We start from the raw sequence: 22786 nt of genomic DNA on the forward strand, positions 1-22786 counted from the left end.
TATTACTCGTTACTTGTTACTTGTTATTTTGTAGTGCAAGCATCTTACTAGCTGACTATAGGCTAGTCAGGGAGACGCTCACACTCCAGTTACACATTTGGAATGTTCCGAGATCAGTGTTCCACCGGACATGATCTGACTTGGAGTAATAATCTCTTGAAGCTGATCCTCGAAGACAGGGAATGGGATTTCCTGTTGACGGCTGAGTGTCTTCAGTCAACCGTTAACAGTTAACCGTCAACACTACCGATTGCTGATTAGCTCGCCGAAAGTCGTGATCAACTAGTGTATTGATTCAGTGATGGGATAAGCTGAAATCATCCCCCCTTTGTGTACGCTTTTGTCTAAGCTTTTGTCTACGCTTATGGTTACCTCCTCTTGGTCGTGAATTCTCTATCTGTATACTTCCCCTTCTGTAACTCATAAGTAACACCAAAAAATGGAACTGAAGCAATTTTCGGCTCTTGAGTGATGCCAAATGGTTTGAATCCTGAAAACAGCTCTAGCAACACCATGCAACATATCAAATCTATTTCCCTAGCAATTTTACTATTGGCTTCGGTTCTATATCTGCCAAGCTGCAACCTCACTGGGGCTAAGAAGAACTCCAACTCAAGTAGTAGCTCTCCTAGTAAGGTTTTAGATCAAACCCCTGATGGTCGTCTGGTGGAGGAATTGACAACTAGCTATCTCAACAAAACCCCAGCTAGGGCAGTTGCGACTCAGCTAACCGTTGAACAAGCCCAGGCTTTGCAAGACCAATTTGTACAACAGTTGAGCTCTAGTTTAGGAAACGTTGTAGGTTACAAAGCTGGACTGACTAATCCTGCTGCTCAAGAGCGATTCAAAGTCTCTGAACCCATACGAGGTGTACTTCTCGAAAAGATGTTGCTCAACAGTGGAGCGGTTGTCCCTGCCAAGTTCGGTGCTCGACCTGTATATGAAGGAGACTTAATCGTTAGAGTTGGTAGCGAAGAGATTAATAGTGCTACTACCCCTAAAGAAGCATTAGCTGCTCTTGATGCCGTCATTCCCTTCATGGAACTGCCAGATTTAGTTTATGACCCAAATGTGAGTCTTGATGGGTCTGCTTTGGTAGCCATTAATGTCGGTGCTCGCTTGGGAGTTTTAGGAACACCGATTCCTTTATCTGCTACCCCTGATTGGGAAGAACGATTAAAAAATATAAAGATTGTAATTGTAGATAAGGCTGGTAATGAGTTAGCTGTTGGTAAAAGTAGTGCTTTATTAGGGAATCCCTTACAGGTAGTACTTTGGTTAAAAGATTCTTTGAAGGCATCAGGTAAAGTTTTGAAGAAAGGCGATTTACTGTCTTTAGGTTCGATGACTCCCCTAGCTCCTGTTAAACCAGGTACTACCATCCGTGCTCAATATATTGGATTAGATCCAAAAGGAAAGGTAGAACTATCCGTTAGTTTTGAGTAATATCATGTCCGGTCTAATAAAGGTAATAGGGAGTAGGGAGTAGGGAGTCGGGAGTCGGGAGTCGGGAGTCGGGAGTCGGGAGTCGGGAGTCGGGAACAGGAAACAAAAATTATCACAATTCATTTAGGGTCCGGGGTAGCATCGATATTGTCAAGATTGGGAATTGTAAATTGGAAATTGTGATTATAGCGGTTTCTAGCCTAATCAGGTACACAGCATTTTTTCCCTGTTCCCTGTTCCCTGTTCCCTGTTCCCTGTTCCCTAAAAACCTCACCAATTGAAAACCGCTATATTATCTAATCAGTTTCCGAAACTGGGAGATTTGCCGTAACCATAGCCAACCTAAGACGCTGCCAATGGCATAATAGAGGAAATCCAACCATACAAAAGTAGTTCCTAACAGGAATTTACCGATTAAGGAAGCACGAATCGGTGCTAATAGAGGGGTTTGCCAAAGTTGTAAGAATTCTATGGCACAGGTAACGCTAAAAACTCCTAAGGTAATTCGGGTTATTGCTTGGCGATTGGGGATAATAAAAAATATCAATAAACACCAAAAAATCTCATACAAAATAGCACCAGAGTAGTCATGAACCCATTTTTCTCCAAGACCAGAGTAATACTTGGAAAGAATCCCTAATGGTGTAATAATCAATAGGGATAGGATAATCAGCCAGCGTTGAGGAGTAATTTTTAATAGTTTAGTCATTAGCGGATTAGACAAATGATTTGACTGCTGAGGGGGTCAGTGGGTCAGTTGTGAGTTGCGGCAGGAAACAGGCAAGATGCCCGTTCCACCAAGATGCCCGTTCCACCAAGATGCCCGTACGTCAGTTGTGAGTTATGAGTTGTGAGTTATGCCAAATCCCTTACATCGATGGGGAAAACCAATAACTTTGCTGCTGTTGTGGTTAGCTGTACAGTTAGTCATCAAGCAAGGGGTGATGGCGACACCAGCAGCAGTTGAAGTAGTTGAGGAACCGAAATCCTTTGGAGACAAGATTTGTCCTGCTGACTTAACTACAGCCATTGATGCCATAATCAGTCGTCCCGAATTTATGCGATCGCGTTGGGGGATTTTGATTCAACCCTTAGCCGACTCAGCTCCCCTCTACAGTCTTGAATCAGAACGTTTCTTTATCCCAGCATCAAATATCAAACTCCTTACCACAGCAGCAGCTTTACGTCAACTAGGTGAGCAATACCGGATTCGCACACCGGTTTATGGTACTGGCACTAGCCCCTATTTGACGTCCTTACGGATTGTGGGACAAGCAGACCCAAGCTTAACCAATACCCAGTTAACAGATGTGGCACAACAACTAAAGGGTCAAGGGGTGACGTGGGTGCAACAGTTAATTGTAGAAGATGGCTATACTCCCTATGGTATTATCAATCCAACCTGGGAGTGGAGTGATAGTTATCTATACTATGGCGCTTCGGTTAATCGACTTATTCTCAATCAAAATACTGTCGGACTAACCCTATTGCCCCAACAGCCTGGTAAACAATTGCGCGTTAGTTGGAGTGATGCTATAGCCGCTAGACAGTGGCGTGTGGATAATCGTGCTGTTACCGGTAAGGCCGGAATACCATACTCAGTAGAAATAATGGGAGTTTTAGGTGAGCCGGTGTTAGTGATTAACGGTCAACTGGCAGCAGATGCTGCACCAGACTTCTGGGGGTTAGCAGTTCGCGACCCAGCCCATTATTTCCTGGAGTCTTTCCGCCGTATCCTCGAAGCTGAGGGAATTGCTGTGATCAAGGCATTGGTGAAAGACAGTTCAGCTGAGATGGTCAGATCATCAGATCAGGGGATGGGAAGAGAGGTTAATAATAGATTTCGTTCTAATGTTAATAATACAGAAATAACCAATACACAAACAACCAGAGAGTTGGCAGCAGTGGAATCTCTTCCCTTAGCGCTATTGTTAAAGGAAATCAATCAGCACAGTAATAATTTGTATGCTGAGGCATTATTGCACCAACTGGAAACAGAGGTGGGGAGTGAGTCTAGGGCTAAGTTGGGTCTGGTAGCGGTTCAACAGAGCTTAACGGAGTTAGGGGTTGACCCAAAAAGCTATAGTCTGGCTGATGGGTCTGGGTTATCTCGCCATAATTTAGCTAGTCCGTTTGCGATCGCAAAAACTCTGAGACTGATGGCAAAAACCCCATTAGCTCAGGTTTATCGAGAATCCTTGGCTACGGCTGAGGTTAGTGGAACTTTACGCGATCGCTTTCGTGATACCGCAGCTGTTGGCAAGCTCCAGGCCAAGACTGGTACATTAAGTGGTGTCTCAGCCTTATCCGGCTATCTTGATATTCCTGACTATCAAACCTTGGTATTGAGTATTCTGGTAAATCAATCTGACCAATCTGTTACTACACTCTATCGTGCTATTGATGAAATTGTTCTATTATTGACTCGCTTGGGTTATTGCTAAGTGTTGAGTGTTGAGGGGTAGCAACGGTTGAACATTTTTCGCAGCCCTTCCCTCCCTCCCCGCGCCCGGTTTTCCCACGCCCGCTGACTCTTAGCCCTACTCCCTATTCCCTATTCCCTATTCCCGCGCAACCCAGAACGAAAGTACTTCAGCCAATTGAGAAATGCTGTAATTATGAAACCCCTGGAAATTCCCCCAGACCCTACACCCAAGACCCTAAACCAGGCTTCAACCAAGTCTCCAATTCAAATCTGTATCACATTAGGAACTCGTCCGGAGGCAATTAAGTTAGCTCCGGTGATTCTTCAGTTCCAACGCTCTGGTAAATTTAAGACTCAGGTGGTGTTAACGGGTCAGCATCGGGAAATGGTAGACCAGGTAATGCAGATGTTTGACCTGAGGGCGGATCGGGATCTAGAAATTATGCAGCCCAAGCAAACTCTGACGGATATTACTTGTTTGAGTTTACGGGGGTTAGAGGAGTTATTTCAGGAATTGCAGCCCCAGTTGGTAGTTGTGCAGGGGGATACAACTACGGCCTTTGCTGCGGCCTTGGCAGCGTTTTACCAACGTATCCCGGTGGGTCATGTGGAGGCGGGATTACGCACCAATGATTTGTTTAATCCCTATCCAGAGGAAGCCAATCGACGGCTGATTTCTCAGATTACTCAATTACATTTTGCCCCCACTCCCCTGGCAGTAGAGCATTTGCAGGGGTCTGGGGTCACTGGCGCAATTCATAAAACTGGGAATACGGTGATTGATGCCCTGTTGATGGTAGCTGAGCGGGAACCAGTGTGTGAGGTTCCGGGTTTAGATTGGGAAGGATACCGCACGATTTTAGCAACAGTACACCGTCGGGAAAATTGGGGGAAACCACTGGAGGATATAGCCCAGGGCTTCCTCCAGATTTTAGATAAGTTCCCAGATACAGCGTTATTGTTACCTCTCCATCGCAATCCTACGGTCAGGGAACCCCTAAGGGCAATGTTGGGGGACCATGAGCGGGTATTTTTAACAGAACCGCTGGATTATGTGGAATTGGTAGCAGCGATGCAACGGTGTTATTTAGTGATGACTGATTCTGGCGGATTGCAGGAGGAAGCCCCCAGTTTGGGTAAGCCAGTGCTGGTGTTGCGTAAGACGACAGAACGACCGGAAGCGATCGCAGCTGGGACTGGTAAGTTGGTAGGAACCGACCCGGAACAGATGGTAGGGGCGGCAAGTTTGTTATTGAGTGATTCAGTAGCTTATCAGGGGATGGCAAATGCCATTAATCCCTTTGGGGATGGTCGTGCGGCGGAGCGTATCGTAAAGATTGTGGAGGATTACTTTGGTTGTAATCCCCCAATCAGACTTAGTGGGCAATAACCGAGTTGTCTGCATATTAGCTTCCCGGTTAGCCGAATTTTAGATAGGTTTCCCCTGTCAGGATCACAACTCAAGTGAGTCTATTAAAGAGGGCGGAACATCAGAATTTTTTTTGCCCCCTAGGGCAAAGTAATAGAGCTTTTCGCCTTCGAGGGAAAACCGATGCCGATACCTTTTAAGATGATAGAGATCCAAAAATTCCGAGAAGATCAGTTTCCGAATGAGCTGTGAAAATCCAGAATCATCACTTGAATCAAGGAAGGTTTCTTTGATATTAAAGGCAACCCAAGCATTTTCGCTAATTACATTGAAGGCTTCCAAGAAAGCCTTTGCTGGTATGTCACCGAACCCAAGTGCTGCTACTGAAACCAGGCAGTTAGGTGACCAAGAATTGAGTTCATCACGATCTTTATCACTGAGATTGCAGAAATCCATCACATAGAATTCATCGTAGATTCCGGGACGATCTCGCTCAGTGGCAGCCTGAGCTTCGGGAATAATATCAACTCCGATTAGCCGTGAGACTCCGTGTTGTTTGAGCTTTTCACCAACTATCCCGTTTCCTGCCCCAAGATCAAGTACCCGAAGCTCGTTGAGGCTCTCGTCCCCTTGAGATACGGCAGACTGCAGGATATCCACTACAATTGATGGAGACTGGCACTTCAGACGCTCATATACAACCTGTTCGTATAATTCAGGAACTTCGAATATCCGCTCATAGTCATGTAGACGGATTTTCTCCCTGGATTCTCCATTAACAAGGTAAAAATAGACTTGATCTTGGCCAAGCTCTCGAACATTTGTAGGTGGAAATTGGATTTTATGCTTCTTCATCACTTTCAAGATTCCTTTGAGTTTGAACCCAGATAAAAACGAATTGTGAACGGTACAAGAGCCTAACAGCCAATGTCAGCGGCAGACCAACTCAAGGCTTACCCAAAGACTCTAGATATAGAGTTTAGTTAACTTGCTTTTCCAGACCTACTATGCCAAAATGCTACTTAAAACAACTCCAAAGAGGCTGTATCTGGATTTTAGTCCTCCCCATGCTAAATTAAAGCTTAATAGGGTAAGACCCCGCATTTTCCAAAGGAGCGCTAGGGAGCGCACACAAAAAGATTGTCCAAAATTGCCTAACAATAGTTTTGGACATACTAGGAAGGAATTTAACCTAATAGGTGGTGAGCAAGAGCCCCTATTAATAATTACCTCAATTCATCCCCTCCAACAAGGTCTGTACCTTACCATCCGGGTGTAGCAGCACGCGAATTTTTGGCATCCCTTCCCCTTCTAAAGGGGAAACAAATGATTCACCGATCAGAGGTATGGGGGCGTTGTCTATATAGGTTTTGGCTGCTTGCCCAAGGGGAATTATACGTCTGATTGTACCATTATTATTTAACCACAAACTATAGTTCAAGGTTTTCTGTAGCCCTTCGGGAGGTTGCCAGCGCTCCTGGAAATATCGTCTAGCTTCTGCTACCTGAGAAATCTTATCAAACAGGGTATTTTGAGATATCTGATTCGCAACGGTAGTCTTGGATGGGTTTAAAGAATTAGAAACAGGGCTACTAGGGACATTCAGTCCAGGCACAGCTTGATCGATAATTCTAGAGGTAGAAGGACCTCTAGAGAGAGTGGACACATTCTGTTGAGGAGCAGGGATGGCTTGAACCGCCACATTAGTACTAGAAGACCTAGAAGAAGTAGAAGTAGAAGAAATCGAAGCAGTAGAAGTAGAAGAAATCGAAGACTCGGCCTCAGGGATTACCACTGTTTCTGTGGGGATCGATAGACTTTCTCTAGGGGAATCCTGAGTTGCCACGTCAGTAGGAGAGGGCGCTGGTTTAATAACTGGCAATTCTGACACAGTTTGTACTACAGCGATGGGACTGGGTGGAGTTGGTTTGGGTTGGGTATTTGCATCAGCAGCAGGTAAATTAGTTTTACTAGCCTCAGAAACAGGTTTCTCACCCTTACTAGCTCCAGAAGCAGCAACAGGACTAACAGCAGAACTAGCTACAGGACTAACAGCAGAACTAGCTACAGAACTAGCAGCACTCAGTTTGGGAGAGTCTGGTGTCCTAGCTGGAGCAGGAACAATCTTGAGCATCGGACGTGAATTCGCGCGTGAGGCTATTGCTGGCGCAGTGCGTACTGGTGGTGGAGAGGGTGGCTTAACGGGAGGCGGTGGCGGAGTGCGTACTGGTAGAGAGGGTGGCTTAACGGGAGGCGGTGGGGGTAACTTGGTTCCTGGGGACAGACGGGGTGGTACCGATGGAGTTGGGATGGGAGTGCTCGGTGCTGGGGGTACCTGAGAAATGATTCGCTTTTTCCGAATCTTTCTGGAGTCTAATGCTGTTGTTTGTGATTGTGCTGTTGTTAGTGTTTTCGCTTGCTCAACAGGCTGAGGTTTATCAAGCAACTTAATCACTGCTGCTGTTACACCCACTGCCAACACCATCGATGCTGCTGTACGCATCCAACCGGATGATTCTGGTTTCCAACTGGGCTGATTGAGTTTTGGTAGGGATACTACTTCAGCCGCATATTCATCCAAAGCGGTAGCTAAATCAAACAGCTGTGTAGCACTTAAATCAACTACTGACCCAGATTCTTGATTAGCCAGCTTACCCAGAAACAGGCTATGGCTCAGTAAGCCTTTTGATTGCAGATGGATTGGCTGAGTTGGAACTGCTGTGGCATTTTCTGCCTTAGGGGTTGGAAGAGTTAGGACACTCAAGGGAGTCACCTCAGCAGAAGAGTCTCCAGGGGCAACCAGTTGGTTTCCGGACGGCTCAAGGAAGTGCTGAACATAGCCATCTACCGCTTCATACAACACATCTAAATCTTCTGCGTTGCCTCGTAAGGTTACCTGTTGTTCTTCTGGCTTGCGGGGGTCATCAAAACGCAACTCAAACCGCAACTTCTTCACCACAGATTGTCCCACCCAGCGGGATAAGGGTGAGCGGTTTGCCCAAATTGATAGGGTACAGGTAGGAGGAGTGTAACTTCGCAGGACTATGTTAGTCATTGGTGATTATTTATTAGTCATTTGTTAATTGTTAATTGTTAATTGTTATTCGTTAATCGTTAATGGTTAATGTCTATAGCATTTCCCAAGAAATCAGAAAACCCAATACTGATTTATCATAACACCAAAAAATCCTCTGCTCTCTTTCCTAATGTTCCCTGTTTACTGCCCCCCCTTATTAATGAGGGTTAGGGGGGATTACTGTTCTGTTCTTTAATCAATTAACTTTTCCCATCTCAACTGAAAATGCTATAGCTTTTATCATAACTATCAGGTTTTTTTTTAACCATTTCCGAATTACCTACTCCCTACTCCCGCGCCACCCAAAATTTTGTACCTCAGCAAGTTAATAAATGCTATATATTTTAATCTATACAATCCTTAAGATACTTTACCTAATAAGGCTAACCATAAACGCTGATGACCTTTGGAGCCACTATAGAAGAGTAAATTGATTAATAGTTTAAGAGCTAGTTGCTTTAGCCTATCAGTTGATACATTTTCTTCTTGGGCCATCCGCTCTCGATAAGTGTTGTTAAAATTATCTAAGTAATCTCCCAATAAAGCAGCACGATGAGGTTCACTGTTTTGTTGTGTCATTTGTTCGAGTAAAGCCACCGCACGACGGATTAGTTCTTGATGGCCTTTAGCCAAGTGACAGATGATTAAAACTAGCGATCGCGCTTCCTCCACATCCAGCTTTTTCCGGCCTCCTGAACTTTTGCGCAGGGGATTAGACTGACGCAGACGCCACAATGCTACTCGGTCTGTGATCATTGACTCTAAATTTAATTCAGCAGCAGCTTGCAGCATCTCCTCTGAACCAATACCTGCTAGAGCTTCTAGACTAAGCAAGACTAAATCTAGCTGGGTTTTGATATTATCGAGATCGATTGAGTCTGCGGCTTGACTCAGAGGCAAATCCTCCCAAGCAGGAGGTGATTTTGGCATCTTGACAGTGGAAACCATAATTTTATTTTAGCTTACGGCAAAATAAGCCCCACATCTTATTAATGCGCAGGATAAGTGTGGGATGAATTTTGCACAGGGTATGCATGGAATTGCTATAATATAATCTACTGATAAACAAAGCCGAACGCGCCCCGCGTGGCCTACGGCCTTAAATGCTGGTTTGTCAGCACAACAGTCTTAAAAGAAAGACCAGGAAAACAGAGCGGCAGCGATGCAGCGCGGTCTTGGGGAGGCAGCGCGGTCTTGGGGAGGCAGCGCCGCCAAAGGGGGTTCCCACGGGGCAAACAGCGGTGCGGACGCAGGTTCCGCACACAGACCCATGCGCCATGAGCGACTGCCGTGGTTTCCCCCATGACCGCGCTGCATCAAGAGAGGGCAGTCCGTTCTTAAAGCCCAGCGCCTCCTAAGCAATAGCCGGATTGGCTGGGAAGCCGACACTGAACCTGTAAGGTCAGTGTCGGATCTGTCACTAAAGCAAATCCGGTTTACCCGTCGCTGTTACAGGTTTGGAAACACGACTACCAAAGATTAAAGTATGTTTCCTGCTGGTAAAGCTTTGGTTTAAAGTTAGAAGGTTGAAGGTTGTCTGGTTGAATGTTGAAGGTTGTCTGGTTGTCTGGTTGTCTGGTTGAATGTTCAAAAATGCATTCTAACCTGTTAACCCGCTAACCCGCTAACCCGCTAACCTGCTAACCCGCTAACCTGCTAACCCGCTAACCTGCTAACCCGCTAACCTGCTAACCCGCTAACCCGCTAACCTGCTAACCTGCTAACCTGCTAACCTGCTAACCCGCTAACCTGCTAACCTGTGACCTTATTTAAGATAAGCAACGGTAACACCAGTCCCACCCTCAGATTGTTCGGCTAGCTTAAAACGCTCCACTAGAGGGTGCTGTTCCAAGAAAGCGTGGACACCTTGTCTTAATCGACCAGTTCCTTTGCCATGAATAATCCAGAGTACTCCAAACTCTATCGCCTTAGATATTGCTTGGTCGATGTCAATCTCTGCATTAGCTACCCGACTTCCTCGAATATCAATGGTATTTTTCGAGGTGCGCACAGCCGTAGCTGGCCGCGAAACTGGGGCTGAGGTGGGAGCTGGTTTTGATGTAGGTTTTACCACATTTTCGGGTTTTTGTCCATCCAACGATTCCACATCAGCTAGGGCAACGGTCATTTTCATTAAGCCAAAGCGTACCGTTAGCTCCCCATTATCTGCGGTACTTAGTATCTCGGCTGTCTGATTCAATCGGGGAATGCGAATGCGATCGCCCACTTTGGGACGGAATCCTGGTTTTGGTTTAGGAGGCGGTGCGGCTGGGATTTGACGCTGGGCAATCTCCTTAAGAGCGTTTGTGGCTTTTTGGGCATTTTGAGCGGTTTGGGAGCCTTGCTGCAACTGGCGAATCACTTGGGCAATTTCTTTCTTAGCTTGTGCGATCGCATCTTGCACAGACCGTTCCTGGGAAAGCTTCAATTCCCGTTCCCGCTCCTGCAAAAGTTTTGCCCGTTCAGAAAGTTCCTGATGGAGAGATTCAGCTTGTTGCAGTAACTGATTGGCCTGTTGGGCTTTAGTTTCCTGAGTGCGCCGTTGAGCTTCTAAACCTGCAATTACCTGATTTACATCTTCCGAAGCTCCCCCCAAAAGGGTTTGAGCCTGATCCACCACCGATGGGTTTAACCCTAAGCGTCTAGCAATGCTCAAGGCATTGGAGCGACCGGGAATACCCCACAATAAACGGTAAGTGGGTGACAGGGTTTGGTCATCAAACTCCACCGAGGCATTCTCAAACCGCTCGTCTTGATATTTTAGTGCTTTGAGTTCCCCATAATGCGTGGTCGCAATGGTTAATTGTGTTGTGTTTGCCAGGTATTTCAGTAATGCGATCGCTAATGCACTACCTTCTGCCGGGTCAGTCCCTGCTCCTACTTCATCTAATAGCACGAGTGAGGCACTAGGAGTTGAAGGTTGTTTCAGGTTGGCAGGTTGTTCGCGTAGCGTGGCCGAAAGGCCAAGGTTGGCAGGTTGTTCGCGTAGCGTGGCCGAAAGGCCAAGGTTATCTGGTTGAATGTTGGCAGGTTGAATGTTGTCTGGTTGAATGTTGTCTGGTTGAAGGTTAGGTGGTTGAATGTTAGGTGGTTGAATGTTAGGTGGTTGAATGTTAGGTGGTTGAATGTTAGGTGGTTGAAGGTTATCTGGTTGAATGTTATCTGGTTGAAGGTTATCTGGTTGAAGGTTAGCTGGTTGAAGGTTATCTGGTTGAAGGTTATCTGGTTGAAGGTTATCTGGTTGAAGGTTATCTGGTTGAAGGTTATCTGGTTGAAGGTTATCTTGAGAACCTTGGCCTTTCGGCCACGCTTCGCGAACAACCTTCAACCTGCCAACTTGCAACTCTCTGCCTACCTGAAACTCTTGAGAACCTCCAACCTTGGCCTTTTGGCCACCCTTCGCGAACAACCTGCCAACCTGTAACTCTTCTTTTGGGGTAGTTATCGCCTCAATAATCCGACTAATCCGACGAATGTGACCGGAGAAAGTGGATAAACTCTGTTCTATAGACTGCTCATCCCCAATATCTGCCAAAATTTGCTCAAACCAAGGTATTTCTACTGGTTCCCTTGCTGGCACAAATAAACCAGCTTTTGCCATCAGTGCCGCTAAACCAAAAGTTTTCAAAGTAACGGTTTTACCCCCAGTATTGGGACCGGTAATAGCAACTACCCGAATATAGGACTGAATCTGGACATCAATGGGAACCACTGATGTGCCTTGTTCATGTTTTTGCTGCCACACCAGTAGGGGATGGCGCAGTTGCCGTAGAGTAATGCTTTCATTCTGATTGCGGTCAATGAATCTGGGGGGATTGGCTTCTAACCACAGACTATACCTTGCCTTAGCAGTAGCTAAATCCAGGGTAGTTGCTACAACCAGCAACCGTTCCAAGTCTGGCTTAACTGCTGCTACTTGTTCAGTCAAGGCACGACGTACTGCTTCCGCTTCCACTTGTTCTTGCCGCCGCTGGGTCCGAAGTTGATTGCCTAACCCAACAATGGACTTCGGTTCCACGTATAGGGTGGCACCGGTGCTAGAGGTATCGTGAACAATACCAGGAATAGCATCTTTCTGGGGAGCTTTAACCGGGAGTACAAACCGATCACCCCGTTGAGTAATTAACTGTTGCTGTAATGCCCCCCCTTTACGCTGAACAATCCCCTGGAGGATTTCATAAATTCGGTCTCGTAATGATTTCATCTGAGTCCGAATCCCTGCCAGTTTGGGGGTTGCCCGGTCAGCTACATCGCCTCGGTCATCGATACAACGGTGAATTTCTTGTTCAAGTTCTGGGTAAGTGCGGCTGTCAGCCACCAGTTCCTTGAGAATTGGTACATCCTCTTGGTCTTCAATAAACCGCCGTAGACGCCTGACACCAGCTAAGGTTGTTGCGATCGCTAATAGTTCCTCACCAGACAAAATGCCTTGGAGCTCTGCTCTATCGAGAGATTCACCAATATCTTGGATGCCGTCAAAGGTTAGTCCTGTGTCTAAACTAGTTTCCAGTTGGTAGGCTTCTTTGGTCTGGGCTAGCAGGTCTAGGCTTTCCCGTTGAGTTGCTGGGGGGTGGAGATAACGAGCCGCAAAGGCTCCCAGCTTAGTAGCCGCAAACGTAGCCAGGTGTTGGCACAGGCGGGACCATTCCAGTAGTTCTAAGGTTTCAGATTGAATCAAGGCTCAGAGACAAACGCATACCTCAATTGTATTATCTGATAATTCGGTTAGGAGTGGGAAAGTTTAGATTGAGCAAATTACCAATTACCAATTACCTAAGTATTCAGCAGTCAGCGGTCAGCTTATTTTATTCAAAAGCTGTCTCGTTCCCGTAGCTTGGCCTACAGCTAATGGCTGATAGCACCTCAAGTAGCGTGGCACAAGCTTCTAGCCTGTGACCCATGAGCTGATACGCGACACGCTGATACGCGACACGCTGATAGCTGATACGCGACACGCTGATACGCGACACGCTGATAGCTTACCTAATTACCAATTGCCCTCTGAAAAAGACACAAAAACCCTAAATTGGGATATGCTGGAAATAGTTGATGTATGCCCTGCCAGATTTATCCTAAATTCTCCTTCTTCAGATGGTTTAATCGTATGGTAGGGCTTCCCTAAGGTTTTTAGCCCCAGTACGAGTACTGCTTTTTGTATCCGGTAAAGTAGGAGTAGGTTTATAGGGCAGAGGAATATACTGTACCGATGGACGTCCACCTTGAGGTTGGGGGTACAAATCCATTAGTTTATAAATAGCTTTAGGTAGACCAACCGTAATAGGTAGACCTAGTTCAGACGCTTCTTCGACAGTAATCGGACAGTCATGGGTGATTTGACCAGTGGTAAGAAAGTCAATAATTCTATCGATGTGTTCTGGGTCAATCTTCTGCTTAGGGATATCATCTAGCAGCAGTGTTCGCACGAAACGTTGCACCTGCTTAATGGCTTTACCTGCCAAATCGGCCATCATCAAGGTTTCGTCATCAATACTCTCAAGGGGCTTTTGCTCCACAACTCTGAGAATGCTAGCAGCAGCAGTATTCCCTAATTGAGGGTCAACTGGTCCAAGGACAGCATTGGCATCCATGACAATTTCATCTGAGGCTAGGGCTAACATGGTACCACCACTCATAGCATAGTGAGGTACAAAGACAGTAACTTTAGAAGGATGACGAATTAAAGCTCTAGCAATTTGTTCTGTAGCCAGCACTAATCCCCCAGGAGTATGTAGAATAAGATCAATAGGAACATCTGGTGGAGTTAGACGAATTGCCCTGAGCACTTGTTCAGAATCTTCAATAGATATGTAGCGGGACACAGGGATGCCAAACAAGCTAATAGACTCTTGTCGGTGAATCAGTAAAATCAGCCGACTTTTGCGGTTATGCTCGAATTCTTGCAAAGCTCGAAAACGTCTAAATTGCATCTGGCGACGTTGCCACAAGGGCTGCAACGAGGAGATGATCAGAAAAATCCAGAACAGATCAAAAAAGTTAAAGCTAAAGTTCATCGCTTATTTACAGGTATCTAGTAGTTGTACCCTTTAGTTTTCCCGTGGTTAGGATGGTTTATTGCTAATTTTTAGTTTTTTTGGCTTAGTTTTGTGGGTTCATGCCTTGCTAAAGAAGCCTAGACTGTTTTTAAGTAAGGATTCAGCCGTCAGCCGTTAGCCGTCAGCCGTCAGCCAAGGCCAAAGGCCACGCTACTTGAGGTGCTGACTTAACAGAGATTAAACCAATGCTTACTTATTTTATTCAAAAGCTGAGAGCTGATAGCTGAGAGTTGATAGCTGATACGCGACACGCTGATAGCTGATAGCTTACGTTTTTAAGTCTTCAGCAAGTACTGATAATATTGTGCCCTATCACCTGTAGTGTAAGCAACGCCAAAACTCCTGTAAGTTAAATTCAGTTAAGTTTTGTTACAAAAAGCCCATCTCAGCCATAAAAGTTATGGGTTAACCCTGATAAGTATTTAGTGACTCAATCGAGAGTATATGCCCTTACTCATAAGTCTGGTGATTGCCGCAGTAGCTACTTACCTTTCTCTGAACACTACAGAAGAAATCTTGAAAGTGGCATCATTATTAATAGTGATAATTTGCCTGTTTATCAGCCTTGTTTGTGCCCCACTACTAATTAAAGTGTTGATTGTGGGAGTTCTCCTACTAATTCCGAAAATCCCAAGGAAATCTTAAGTCTTGTGGCTGAATGCTTATACCAAATCCGGTTTAATAAGACTATATTCAAAACAATCAAAGCCCTTGCCTAGAATTGATTTGAGGATTTAGGTAATTAACCTATAATAACCGGATTTGGTATTAAACCCACATTCCGGAGGTTGGAGAGATTATAAAAACCCCTACAATAACTCGTAGGGGTGTGTGGATGATTTCGATTGATTTATTGGTTGTTACTATATTGCTGAATCAGGTAATTTAAAATAGTTCCGATTCGCTGATTAGCAGCACTAGTAGTACCTTGATACTCAGTTAGTTTTGATTTGGTCTGTACTTGTCTAGATCCCAAAAAATCTCAGTTACCCACTAATAGTCAAAATTTTCACCAGGCAAAGCAGGAGTGGTTGTTGGAGGTCGCCGAAACTGGGTTGCCTGTTCGTAAGCATAAGCGAATCCCAGTAAGGTAGGCTCACTGTAAGGCTTTCCAAAGAAAGTCAGTCCTAGGGGTAATCCCTGCTGAGTAAAGCCCATTGCCACGGAAATGCCGGGAAAACCAGAAACATTGGCTAAGTACCCTGGTATGTAGGGGTCATTTGAGGCACATTGATAGGTTGGATCCTCGACATTATAGAGCGGACCGGCAGGACACGTCATGGTGGGCCAAATAATCGCGTCGAGATTTTGGGCACTCATAATCGATAAAATCTCCTGGCGAACCCTAGGAAACTCGAAATGGAGAATATAAAGATATTCGGGATCAGCCAGTTCTGGATGCTTTAAAGACTGTCCAAACCCTCCGACGCGACCAGGATTGAGAGCCTGTTCTGAATTGACTAATGGGTTAGATAAGCTCATCGAATACATTTCCCTCAGGGTGTCAGGGAATGGAAGCTGGAGGTTTTTGAGGTAACTATCGATCTGGGGTTCAAACTCAGCCTCTGTTACCTCTTCCATGAAAGGCCAGAGGTTTTCCAATTTGGGAGAGAAATCCACCGACTCAACTGTTGCACCTAATTCCCTCAGCTTAGCAATTGCTGCATCAGTTGCAGCATCTACCTCAGGGTTACCACCGCGAAAATCAATCGCCACCCCAATTCTTGCCCCTTTTAGGGCTTTTTTATTGAGAAACTGGGTGTAGTCCTTATATGTTTTCCCTTCACTTTCCAGGGTACGGTAATCATTGGGATCAACCCCTGCCATTACACCCAAAGCGATCGCTGCATCTGTCACGGTTCGAGCCATAGGGCCCGCACTATCAAAGGAGAGGGTTAGGGGGATGATACCATCTCGACTAACCAGTCCCTGAGTGGGTTTGATACCGACAAGACCTGCTACTGCTGCAGGGCCACGAATTGAGCCTGAAGTATCGCTTCCGGTGGCTAAAACAGCAAAATTCGCCGCAATTACAGCCCCACTGCCTCCACTCGAACCCGAAGGATCACGAGTTAATTTGTAGGGATTGCGTGTCAGTCCCCCAAGGGAACTGTAACCTAGCCTACCATAGGATTCAGCAAATTCACTCATGTTTGCTTTACCAAGAATAATGGCTCCTGCCTCTCGCAACTTCTTAACAGTAAAAGCATCATCGGGGGGTAAGGAACCTTCCAGCAGCACCGATCCTCCTGTTGTGGGTAAATCGGTAGTGTCATAGTTATCTTTCAGAATGATGGGGATGCCATGTAAAGGACTTCGCGGTCCTTTCTGCTGGCGTTCTTGGTCTAACGCCCTTGCTTCTTTAAGGGCATTGTTATTGATAGAAATTAGCCCATTAATTTTCGGCCCGTGATCGTCATAGGCTTCAATACGATTGAGATAAAGTTGCACTAATTGTTCAGAAGTGAGTGCATTCTTCTCAAAAGCTTGGTTAATCTCTGCGATTGTTGCTTCCCTGAGACGAAAGGTCTCAGCGACTGCCTCTGAGGGAAAAGTACTCAGACCTAACATGAAAAGATAAGTCAGCCCTTGTTTAGCTATTTGCCACCAGGTCAGTTTTTGTTTCATATATAAATTGAAATTGCCGCATCAAGAATATTACTGATTGAACTAAGAGGATGTTTCACAAGTGATCAGAGATCAACTTTTAGGCCAAGCGGCGATCCATGATCCGTATCATAGCCAGATAAATGAATGTCTCTGATGTTTGAGCCAATAACTCATAAGTCTCTGAGCAATCGACGGCATCCCATCAGCCAACCAAAAGTGCGCTCCACTACCCAACGCTTTTTAAGCAGTACGAAGCCTTTGGTCTGTTGGGGTCGGAGTACGTATTGTACCATCCAACCGCAGAAATCCATGACCCACATCATGAAAGGCTCACAACTATTGCCTCCATCAACCCAAATCAGATACAACCGCGAGACCGCCTTGCCCATCTGTTTGACCTTGTCGAGCACTCGTTTACCCTCAAATTGTTCCGTCCTATAGCAGTCGAAGCAAATAATAGGACATACTAGTCATCAAGTCAATTTTTGTTAATTAATTAATAAAATCCCAGTTTCTTACAGTTACGATTTAAGAACAAAAGTCATGAGTGCTATTGACGATGGCATGGGAAAAACTCAAGCTAGTCGTCTCTTTAAAATTACCCGAAATACATTTAATGTCTGGTTAAAAATATTAATAAAAGCAAATTCTAGGCAATAATATGGTTATCAAAAGTGATACTATAAAAAGTATAAATTTAGTTAATTTATGTTTTTCAATACTCCCTAAAATAGAAAAAAACTATATATCAAGCCTAAGGATATAGTTTATAGCAGAAAAATCAATTACGGTTATAGAGAAAAGGATGAATAAAAAAGGCAAGATTTTCTAGATAAAATTTCTAAAGCGATGCAGAGGTGCGACCCGTGATGGCGTTCGCGTAGCGTGACCTACGGTCAAGGGATTGCTCGCCATCACGGAAAACGCACCATTACGGTCTTGGGGTTTTCCGCCATGAGCGACTGCCGTGGGCTTGAACGTGATAGGTGATGTCGTTGAGTTGGGTTCGAGCTTTGGGCTTGCCCCGTTTCTGATCATGGGGTTTCGACACCACAGTGCAGGTCTCTAGTCGATGCCAGGGTAAGCGCTGTTCAAATTGATCGAGACCAGCCCATGCATCTGCTGGAGCAGGCAAACTCTTGCACGTTCAATTTCTGTAGTTTGGTTTGCCAGTGGGGTGTTGCTTTGGCTAGTTTATTCTGCAGTTGCTTGAGGTCAGACTCCTTGGGCTTCTGAGTTTCCACCACAAACCAGTGTTGTTGCACTCCTGCGTATTTGCTACACATTCTCGGATCGGCGATAGCCTTCTATTTCTTTCTCAGTTAATTCTTAATGTGACACTTTAAAGTGCGGAATATCGGCTTAACGTTAATCTTTCAAGAACATTAAAAATACTTACATTTTCCCGATTTCCAAGAAACCAGTCGTTAGGCTGGAGATATAGAGCAACAATTCATTCAAAACACGCGATCGCATACACCCATGCTATTTGACCTAGCCAACCTCCCCTACTGGATCTTTTTAGGTATGGGAGTTCTACTTTTTCTGTTAGTCATTGTTTCCGGTGGCGGAGACGATGACATTGATATAGATGCAGATGTAGATCTGGATGTGGATCTGGATGTAGATGCAGATGTCGGTACTGATACAGATACTGATGCCGATGGTGATTTAGGCGGTATCCAGATTCTAGGATGGCTAGGTATCGGCAAAGCCCCCCTAATTTTGCTCCTGGCAACAGACTGTAGTCTTTTGGGACTTTTCGGCTGGATGTTCAATGTGATGATTGGTGGTATTACTGGCAGTATTCCCACTGGGTTTTTGGCAGGGGTAGTATCAGTAATGTCATTATTCCTGACCCTAGTTACCGGAGGATTCATCTCTCGACCGATAGGAAAAATTTTCGCCTCCTTTGGAGAAGATACCAGTAGCGATCGCTTAGTTGGCTGTCAAGGTACAGTTTCCTCTGCCACCCTTCCCAAGGAAAACCAAGGCAAAATCGGTCAAGTCGATGTCCTAGATCCAGCTCGTAATCTAGTTACAGTCAATGCCACCTTACCAACTTGGGCAACAGTTACTCCTAAACGGGGAAACAAAGTGTTAGTGATTGACCGACACCATCATAACTATCTCGTAGTGCTTAAAGATAGTGCTGATCAGCAAGCCTGGTTAGACAATGCTTATTAGTCAGCAAGGGCGCACAACCTGCTGTGATGTATATCACTTCCTCAAGATTATCAAAAATTTTCTGATCTTCCCTGATTAGTATATAGAGCTCCATTTATCTGAAATCGATTTAGCCATGTCAAACTCATCCATGAATACAACATTACAAACTGTTCCGGTACAGTCATCTATAGCCCAGCTTCCTCCTGGAATTCTATTTTTCCCTGGTGTGATTGGAGGTCTGATTGTATTATTGCTATTAAGCATCTGGGCTTACACCAGAGTTTATGTCATCACCCCCAACAACGAAGCATTTTTGCGGACAGGTGGTGTCTTTATCAAAAAGAAAACGGTTATTCTCAGTGGCGGGTGTGTGGTTTTGCCAGGATTTCATGAACTTACCCGTGTCCCACTCAGAGAAATTTCTATTGATGTTGAGCGGACCGGTAACCTAGCAGTTCGGACCCAAGACTACCTGCGGGCTAATATGCGGGTAACCTTTTATGTCTGTATCAATGCCAATGAAGACGATGTGATTACTGCTGCCCAACGACTGTCTCGTGAAGGTAAAATTTCCCCCGAAGATATTAAAGAAGCTATCGAAAAACGGGCGGATGATGCCATTAGAGCAGCAGCAAAGAAAAAGAATTTGGCAGAAATTGATTCCGATAAATTAGGATTTGCTGATGAAGTGTTGAATTTGATTCAGCAAGACTTAAGAAAAGTCGGTTTAACTCTCAATAATATCGCTATTTCTGAGATAGAAGAGAGTGATACCTACGATACGAATAACTTCTTTGATGCCCAAGGGGTACGTCTGCGTACGGAAACCATTCAAAAATCAATTCAGCAAAAAACTGAAGTTGAGCTAAATACCAAAGTTGCCATTGAAGAGAAAGAACTCAACGCTCAAAAGCAATCCCTACGCATTGCCCAAGAACAAGAAGAAGCTAAACTGGGGCAAAAGCTTGAGGTTGAAGCCCTAAAAGCCCAGCGTGAGCGGGAAATCGAAGAAGCTAAAGCCACAGAAGCAGCCACAATTCAGCGGACTAAAATTTTACAGAATAAGTCTGTAGAAGAGGAAGAAATTCGCAAGCTACTAGCCTTGCAGCAAAGCCAAATTGAAGCCGATATTACCCTCGAAGAACGGAATAAAGCCCTCAAGGTAGCCCAAACCCTGCAAAAACAAGAAGCGGAATTGGCAGAAATTAATCGTCAGAAAACCTTAGAAGAGGAAAAGATTCAACAACAGCTGGCAGTCCAAGCTAAGAAAATTCAGGCAGATATTGAATTAGAAGAACGGAATAAAACCCTCAAGGTGGCACAAATCCTGCAAAAACAGGAAGCAGAAGTAGCAGAAGTTACTCGTCAGAAAACCGTCGATGCTGCCTTGCTTAATTCTCAGGTAGAATTGTCAGAAGCAGAACGAGAGTCAAAAATTGCTCAACAAGAAGCTGCGATCGCAATTGCCGAAAAAGAACGCGATCGCTTCAATTCCGAAGCCGAACGAGCTCAAGCTGAAGCCGCTGTAACCACCGCTACGGAAGTAGAAGAAGCCGAACGCCAACAACGCCTTTCTATCATTGCTGCTGAACAAGAAGCCGAACAACGGCGGATTGGTGAGCAAAACGTGATTGAAATCGATGTATTCCGCCGCTCTCGTCAAGCAGAAGCAGCCAGACAAGCAGCAGAACTAGAAGCTGAGTCGATCCGCACCCTAGCAGAGGCAAATCGGGATAAAGCCTTGGCAGAGGCAGAAGGTAAACGATCCCTGATCGAAGCCGAAAATTCCATCAGCGATGCTCAGCTAACTGCTAAAATCATCACTACCATATGGCCAGAGTTAGCCAATCAACTACCAGAAATTGCTAAAGCCTTGGCTCCCCAGCCAGGAATTTTGGGAGATACTCGGATTTACTCCTTCCCCGGTGTCAATGGCAATAATGGTAACGGAGTTAGCAGTGTAGGTGACATCAACAAACTACTACTATCTACCAGTGGCTTATCAATGATTAATGGTTTGTTAGAGGAAGGCAAGCTAGGGGAGTTGATAAGTCAAATCCGCCAGATGATGACTCACAACAGTAGCACAATCACCAGTAACACAATCACACCAAAGGAGAAGAAAACCCCGACCACGGATATCATCCCATCACGGGCAGCAGCAACCTCAAACGTTACCGAAAAAAACCACCTTACCCACCCAAGCATCAAGAAACCGAAATCAGGGAAAGGCTGAAGTATGAAGGTAAGCATTCAGCGGTCAGTCCTCAGCCGTCAGCTTTTGGCTCACGCTATGGGAATGCCTGATAGCTGATAGCTGATAGCTGAATGCTTACGTATGAAGAATTCATAATTCATGCTTCATGCTTCACAATTCATAGTTTCTTTGTATAGTTCGAGCAATCTTCGCTCCAATTTGATAACCTAGCTAAAATAATCTCGGAAGAAAAACAGCGTGGATATTCAAATTGGGCGAGGTAAGATAGCTCGCAGAGCCTACGGCATAGATGAAATTGCACTCGTTCCCGGACAGCGGACACTCGACCCCAGTTTGGCTGATACTCGCTGGCGTATTGGTGGTATTGAACGGGAAATTCCCATTATCGCCAGCGCTATGGATGGGGTGATTGATGTGTCCATGGCAGTCAAGTTGTCCCAAATTGGGGCAATGGGGGTTCTCAACTTAGAAGGCATTCAAACCCGTTATCCTGACCCATCACCAATACTAGACCGCATTGTCTCGGTGGGAAATTCTGAGTTTGTTCCCCTGATGCAGGAACTTTATAGTTCACCGATTAAGCCAGAATTGATTACCCAGCGAATTCGGGAAATCAAGGACCAAGGTGGCATTGCAGCTGTCAGTCTTACCCCTGCTGGAGCCAGTAAATATAGTCAGGTAGTGGCAGAAGCTGGTGCTGATTTAATGTTTGTTCAAGCAACAGTCGTTTCTACAGCTCACCTGTCACCAGAGTCCATCAATCCCCTGGATTTGGCACAGTTTTGTCAGGATATGCCCATGCCAGTAATTTTGGGGAATTGCGTGACCTATGATGTTGCCCTCAATTTGATGAAAGTTGGGGCAGCTGCTGTCTTGGTAGGTATTGGTCCTGGTGCTGCTTGTACCTCTCGGGGTGTCTTGGGTGTCGGTGTACCTCAGGCAACAGCAGTGGCAGATTGCGCTGCTGCCCGTGACGACTACTATCAGGAAACCGGTAACTATGTCCAAGTGATTGCTGATGGCGGTTTAATTACAGGAGGTGACATCTGTAAGTGTATTGCTTGTGGTGCTGATGGGGTGATGATTGGTTCTCCTTTAGCCCGTGCCAAAGAAGCTCCCGGACAAGGGTTTCATTGGGGGATGGCAACCCCTTCGAGCGTGCTACCCCGTGGGACACGAATTAAAGTCGGCAGCACTGGCACACTTGAGCAAATTCTGACTGGACCAGCCAAAATGGATGATGGCACCCACAATCTTTTGGGAGCATTGAAAACCAGTATGGGAACCCTCGGAGCAAAAAACCTCAAGGAAATGCAACAAGTGGAAGTAGTGATTGCTCCCTCTCTGCTAACAGAAGGAAAAGTATACCAGAAAGCTCAGCAGTTGGGTATGGGTAAATAGTATAGTCTCTAGTTGAATA

At 45.4% G+C, this 22786-nt stretch carries 18 protein-coding genes and 3 pseudogenes; 7 read left to right on the top strand and 14 right to left on the bottom strand.

Annotated elements, in window-relative coordinates:
- Nucleotides 1-513: 513 nt before the first annotated feature.
- Nucleotides 514-1446 (top strand): hydratase, encoded by a 933-nt coding sequence (locus F6J90_RS05055; RefSeq protein WP_293091381.1) that lies wholly within the window; start codon nucleotides 514-516, stop codon nucleotides 1444-1446.
- A gap of 292 nt (nucleotides 1447-1738) precedes the next feature.
- Here F6J90_RS05055 and F6J90_RS05060 read toward each other — a convergent pair whose 3' ends face one another.
- Nucleotides 1739-2170, bottom strand: a complete 432-nt coding sequence (locus tag F6J90_RS05060; protein WP_293091382.1) for a DUF2809 domain-containing protein — start codon at nucleotides 2168-2170, stop codon at nucleotides 1739-1741.
- Between the two features lie 133 nt (nucleotides 2171-2303).
- Between F6J90_RS05060 and dacB the strand changes: the two genes are divergently transcribed.
- Both dacB and wecB read left to right on the top strand, forming a co-directional pair.
- Nucleotides 2304-3890, top strand: coding sequence for a D-alanyl-D-alanine carboxypeptidase/D-alanyl-D-alanine-endopeptidase (dacB, locus tag F6J90_RS05065; protein ID WP_293091383.1), 1587 nt, complete (start codon nucleotides 2304-2306; stop codon nucleotides 3888-3890).
- Between the two features lie 174 nt (nucleotides 3891-4064).
- The gene (gene wecB / locus F6J90_RS05070; protein ID WP_293091384.1) at nucleotides 4065-5261 is read left to right on the top strand and encodes a UDP-N-acetylglucosamine 2-epimerase (non-hydrolyzing); all 1197 of its coding nucleotides are present in this window, start codon (nucleotides 4065-4067) and stop codon (nucleotides 5259-5261) included.
- Between the two features lie 63 nt (nucleotides 5262-5324).
- Here wecB and F6J90_RS05075 read toward each other — a convergent pair whose 3' ends face one another.
- The 11 genes and pseudogenes from F6J90_RS05075 to F6J90_RS05115 all read right to left on the bottom strand — a co-directional run.
- Entirely contained in the window at nucleotides 5325-6095 is a 771-nt protein-coding gene (locus F6J90_RS05075; RefSeq protein ID WP_293091854.1) for a class I SAM-dependent methyltransferase, read from the bottom strand.
- A gap of 376 nt (nucleotides 6096-6471) precedes the next feature.
- Nucleotides 6472-8295, bottom strand: a complete 1824-nt coding sequence (locus F6J90_RS05080) for a DUF4335 domain-containing protein (RefSeq protein ID WP_293091385.1) — start codon at nucleotides 8293-8295, stop codon at nucleotides 6472-6474.
- A 381-nt stretch (nucleotides 8296-8676) separates the two neighbouring features.
- Nucleotides 8677-9264, bottom strand: coding sequence for a DUF3038 domain-containing protein (locus F6J90_RS05085; protein WP_070391018.1), 588 nt, complete (start codon nucleotides 9262-9264; stop codon nucleotides 8677-8679).
- 180 nt (nucleotides 9265-9444) lie between these two features.
- Nucleotides 9445-9633: a hypothetical protein gene (locus F6J90_RS05090; RefSeq protein WP_293091386.1), complete on the bottom strand. Its 189-nt coding sequence runs from the start codon at nucleotides 9631-9633 to the stop codon at nucleotides 9445-9447.
- Between the two features lie 103 nt (nucleotides 9634-9736).
- The gene (locus tag F6J90_RS05095) at nucleotides 9737-9907 is read right to left on the bottom strand and encodes a hypothetical protein (protein WP_293091387.1); all 171 of its coding nucleotides are present in this window, start codon (nucleotides 9905-9907) and stop codon (nucleotides 9737-9739) included.
- A gap of 174 nt (nucleotides 9908-10081) precedes the next feature.
- A complete protein-coding gene (locus tag F6J90_RS43425) occupies nucleotides 10082-11212 on the bottom strand; it encodes a Smr/MutS family protein (protein ID WP_366513717.1) in 1131 nt (376 codons plus the stop codon).
- Nucleotides 11213-11241: 29 nt separating this feature from the next.
- Nucleotides 11242-11637 (bottom strand): pentapeptide repeat-containing protein, encoded by a 396-nt coding sequence (locus F6J90_RS43430; RefSeq protein WP_366513718.1) that lies wholly within the window; start codon nucleotides 11635-11637, stop codon nucleotides 11242-11244.
- Between the two features lie 127 nt (nucleotides 11638-11764).
- Nucleotides 11765-12520 (bottom strand): annotated as a pseudogene (locus F6J90_RS43435) (endonuclease MutS2); the annotation flags it as partial.
- A gap of 892 nt (nucleotides 12521-13412) precedes the next feature.
- Nucleotides 13413-14327 (bottom strand): hypothetical protein, encoded by a 915-nt coding sequence (locus F6J90_RS05105; protein ID WP_293091389.1) that lies wholly within the window; start codon nucleotides 14325-14327, stop codon nucleotides 13413-13415.
- Nucleotides 14328-15362: 1035 nt separating this feature from the next.
- Entirely contained in the window at nucleotides 15363-16997 is a 1635-nt protein-coding gene (locus tag F6J90_RS05110) for an amidase family protein (protein WP_293091390.1), read from the bottom strand.
- 79 nt (nucleotides 16998-17076) lie between these two features.
- Nucleotides 17077-17410: pseudogene (locus tag F6J90_RS05115) on the bottom strand (transposase); the annotation flags it as partial.
- A 73-nt stretch (nucleotides 17411-17483) separates the two neighbouring features.
- Here F6J90_RS05115 and F6J90_RS05120 point away from each other — a divergent pair.
- Nucleotides 17484-17603, top strand: a pseudogene (locus tag F6J90_RS05120) (IS630 transposase-related protein); the annotation flags it as partial.
- Nucleotides 17604-17807: 204 nt separating this feature from the next.
- Here the strand turns inward: F6J90_RS05120 and F6J90_RS05125 are convergent.
- Together F6J90_RS05125 and F6J90_RS05130 are read right to left on the bottom strand one after the other, a co-directional pair.
- Nucleotides 17808-18017, bottom strand: coding sequence for a hypothetical protein (locus F6J90_RS05125; protein ID WP_293091391.1), 210 nt, complete (start codon nucleotides 18015-18017; stop codon nucleotides 17808-17810).
- Between the two features lie 53 nt (nucleotides 18018-18070).
- Nucleotides 18071-18265 (bottom strand): hypothetical protein, encoded by a 195-nt coding sequence (locus F6J90_RS05130; RefSeq protein ID WP_293091392.1) that lies wholly within the window; start codon nucleotides 18263-18265, stop codon nucleotides 18071-18073.
- 196 nt (nucleotides 18266-18461) lie between these two features.
- Between F6J90_RS05130 and F6J90_RS05135 the strand changes: the two genes are divergently transcribed.
- The 3 genes from F6J90_RS05135 to F6J90_RS05145 all read left to right on the top strand — a co-directional run bounded on the left by F6J90_RS05135 (nucleotide 18462) and on the right by F6J90_RS05145 (nucleotide 22767).
- Nucleotides 18462-19166 (top strand): OB-fold-containig protein, encoded by a 705-nt coding sequence (locus F6J90_RS05135; protein ID WP_293091393.1) that lies wholly within the window; start codon nucleotides 18462-18464, stop codon nucleotides 19164-19166.
- A 130-nt stretch (nucleotides 19167-19296) separates the two neighbouring features.
- Complete coding sequence (locus F6J90_RS05140) at nucleotides 19297-21384, top strand: SPFH domain-containing protein (RefSeq protein WP_293091394.1); 2088 nt, start codon at nucleotides 19297-19299, stop codon at nucleotides 21382-21384.
- Between the two features lie 219 nt (nucleotides 21385-21603).
- Nucleotides 21604-22767, top strand: a complete 1164-nt coding sequence (locus F6J90_RS05145) for a GuaB3 family IMP dehydrogenase-related protein (RefSeq protein WP_293091395.1) — start codon at nucleotides 21604-21606, stop codon at nucleotides 22765-22767.
- The last annotated feature ends 19 nt before the right edge of the window (nucleotides 22768-22786 follow it).

The organism is Moorena sp. SIOASIH, assembly GCF_010671925.1.
GTDB lineage: Bacteria > Cyanobacteriota > Cyanobacteriia > Cyanobacteriales > Coleofasciculaceae > Moorena.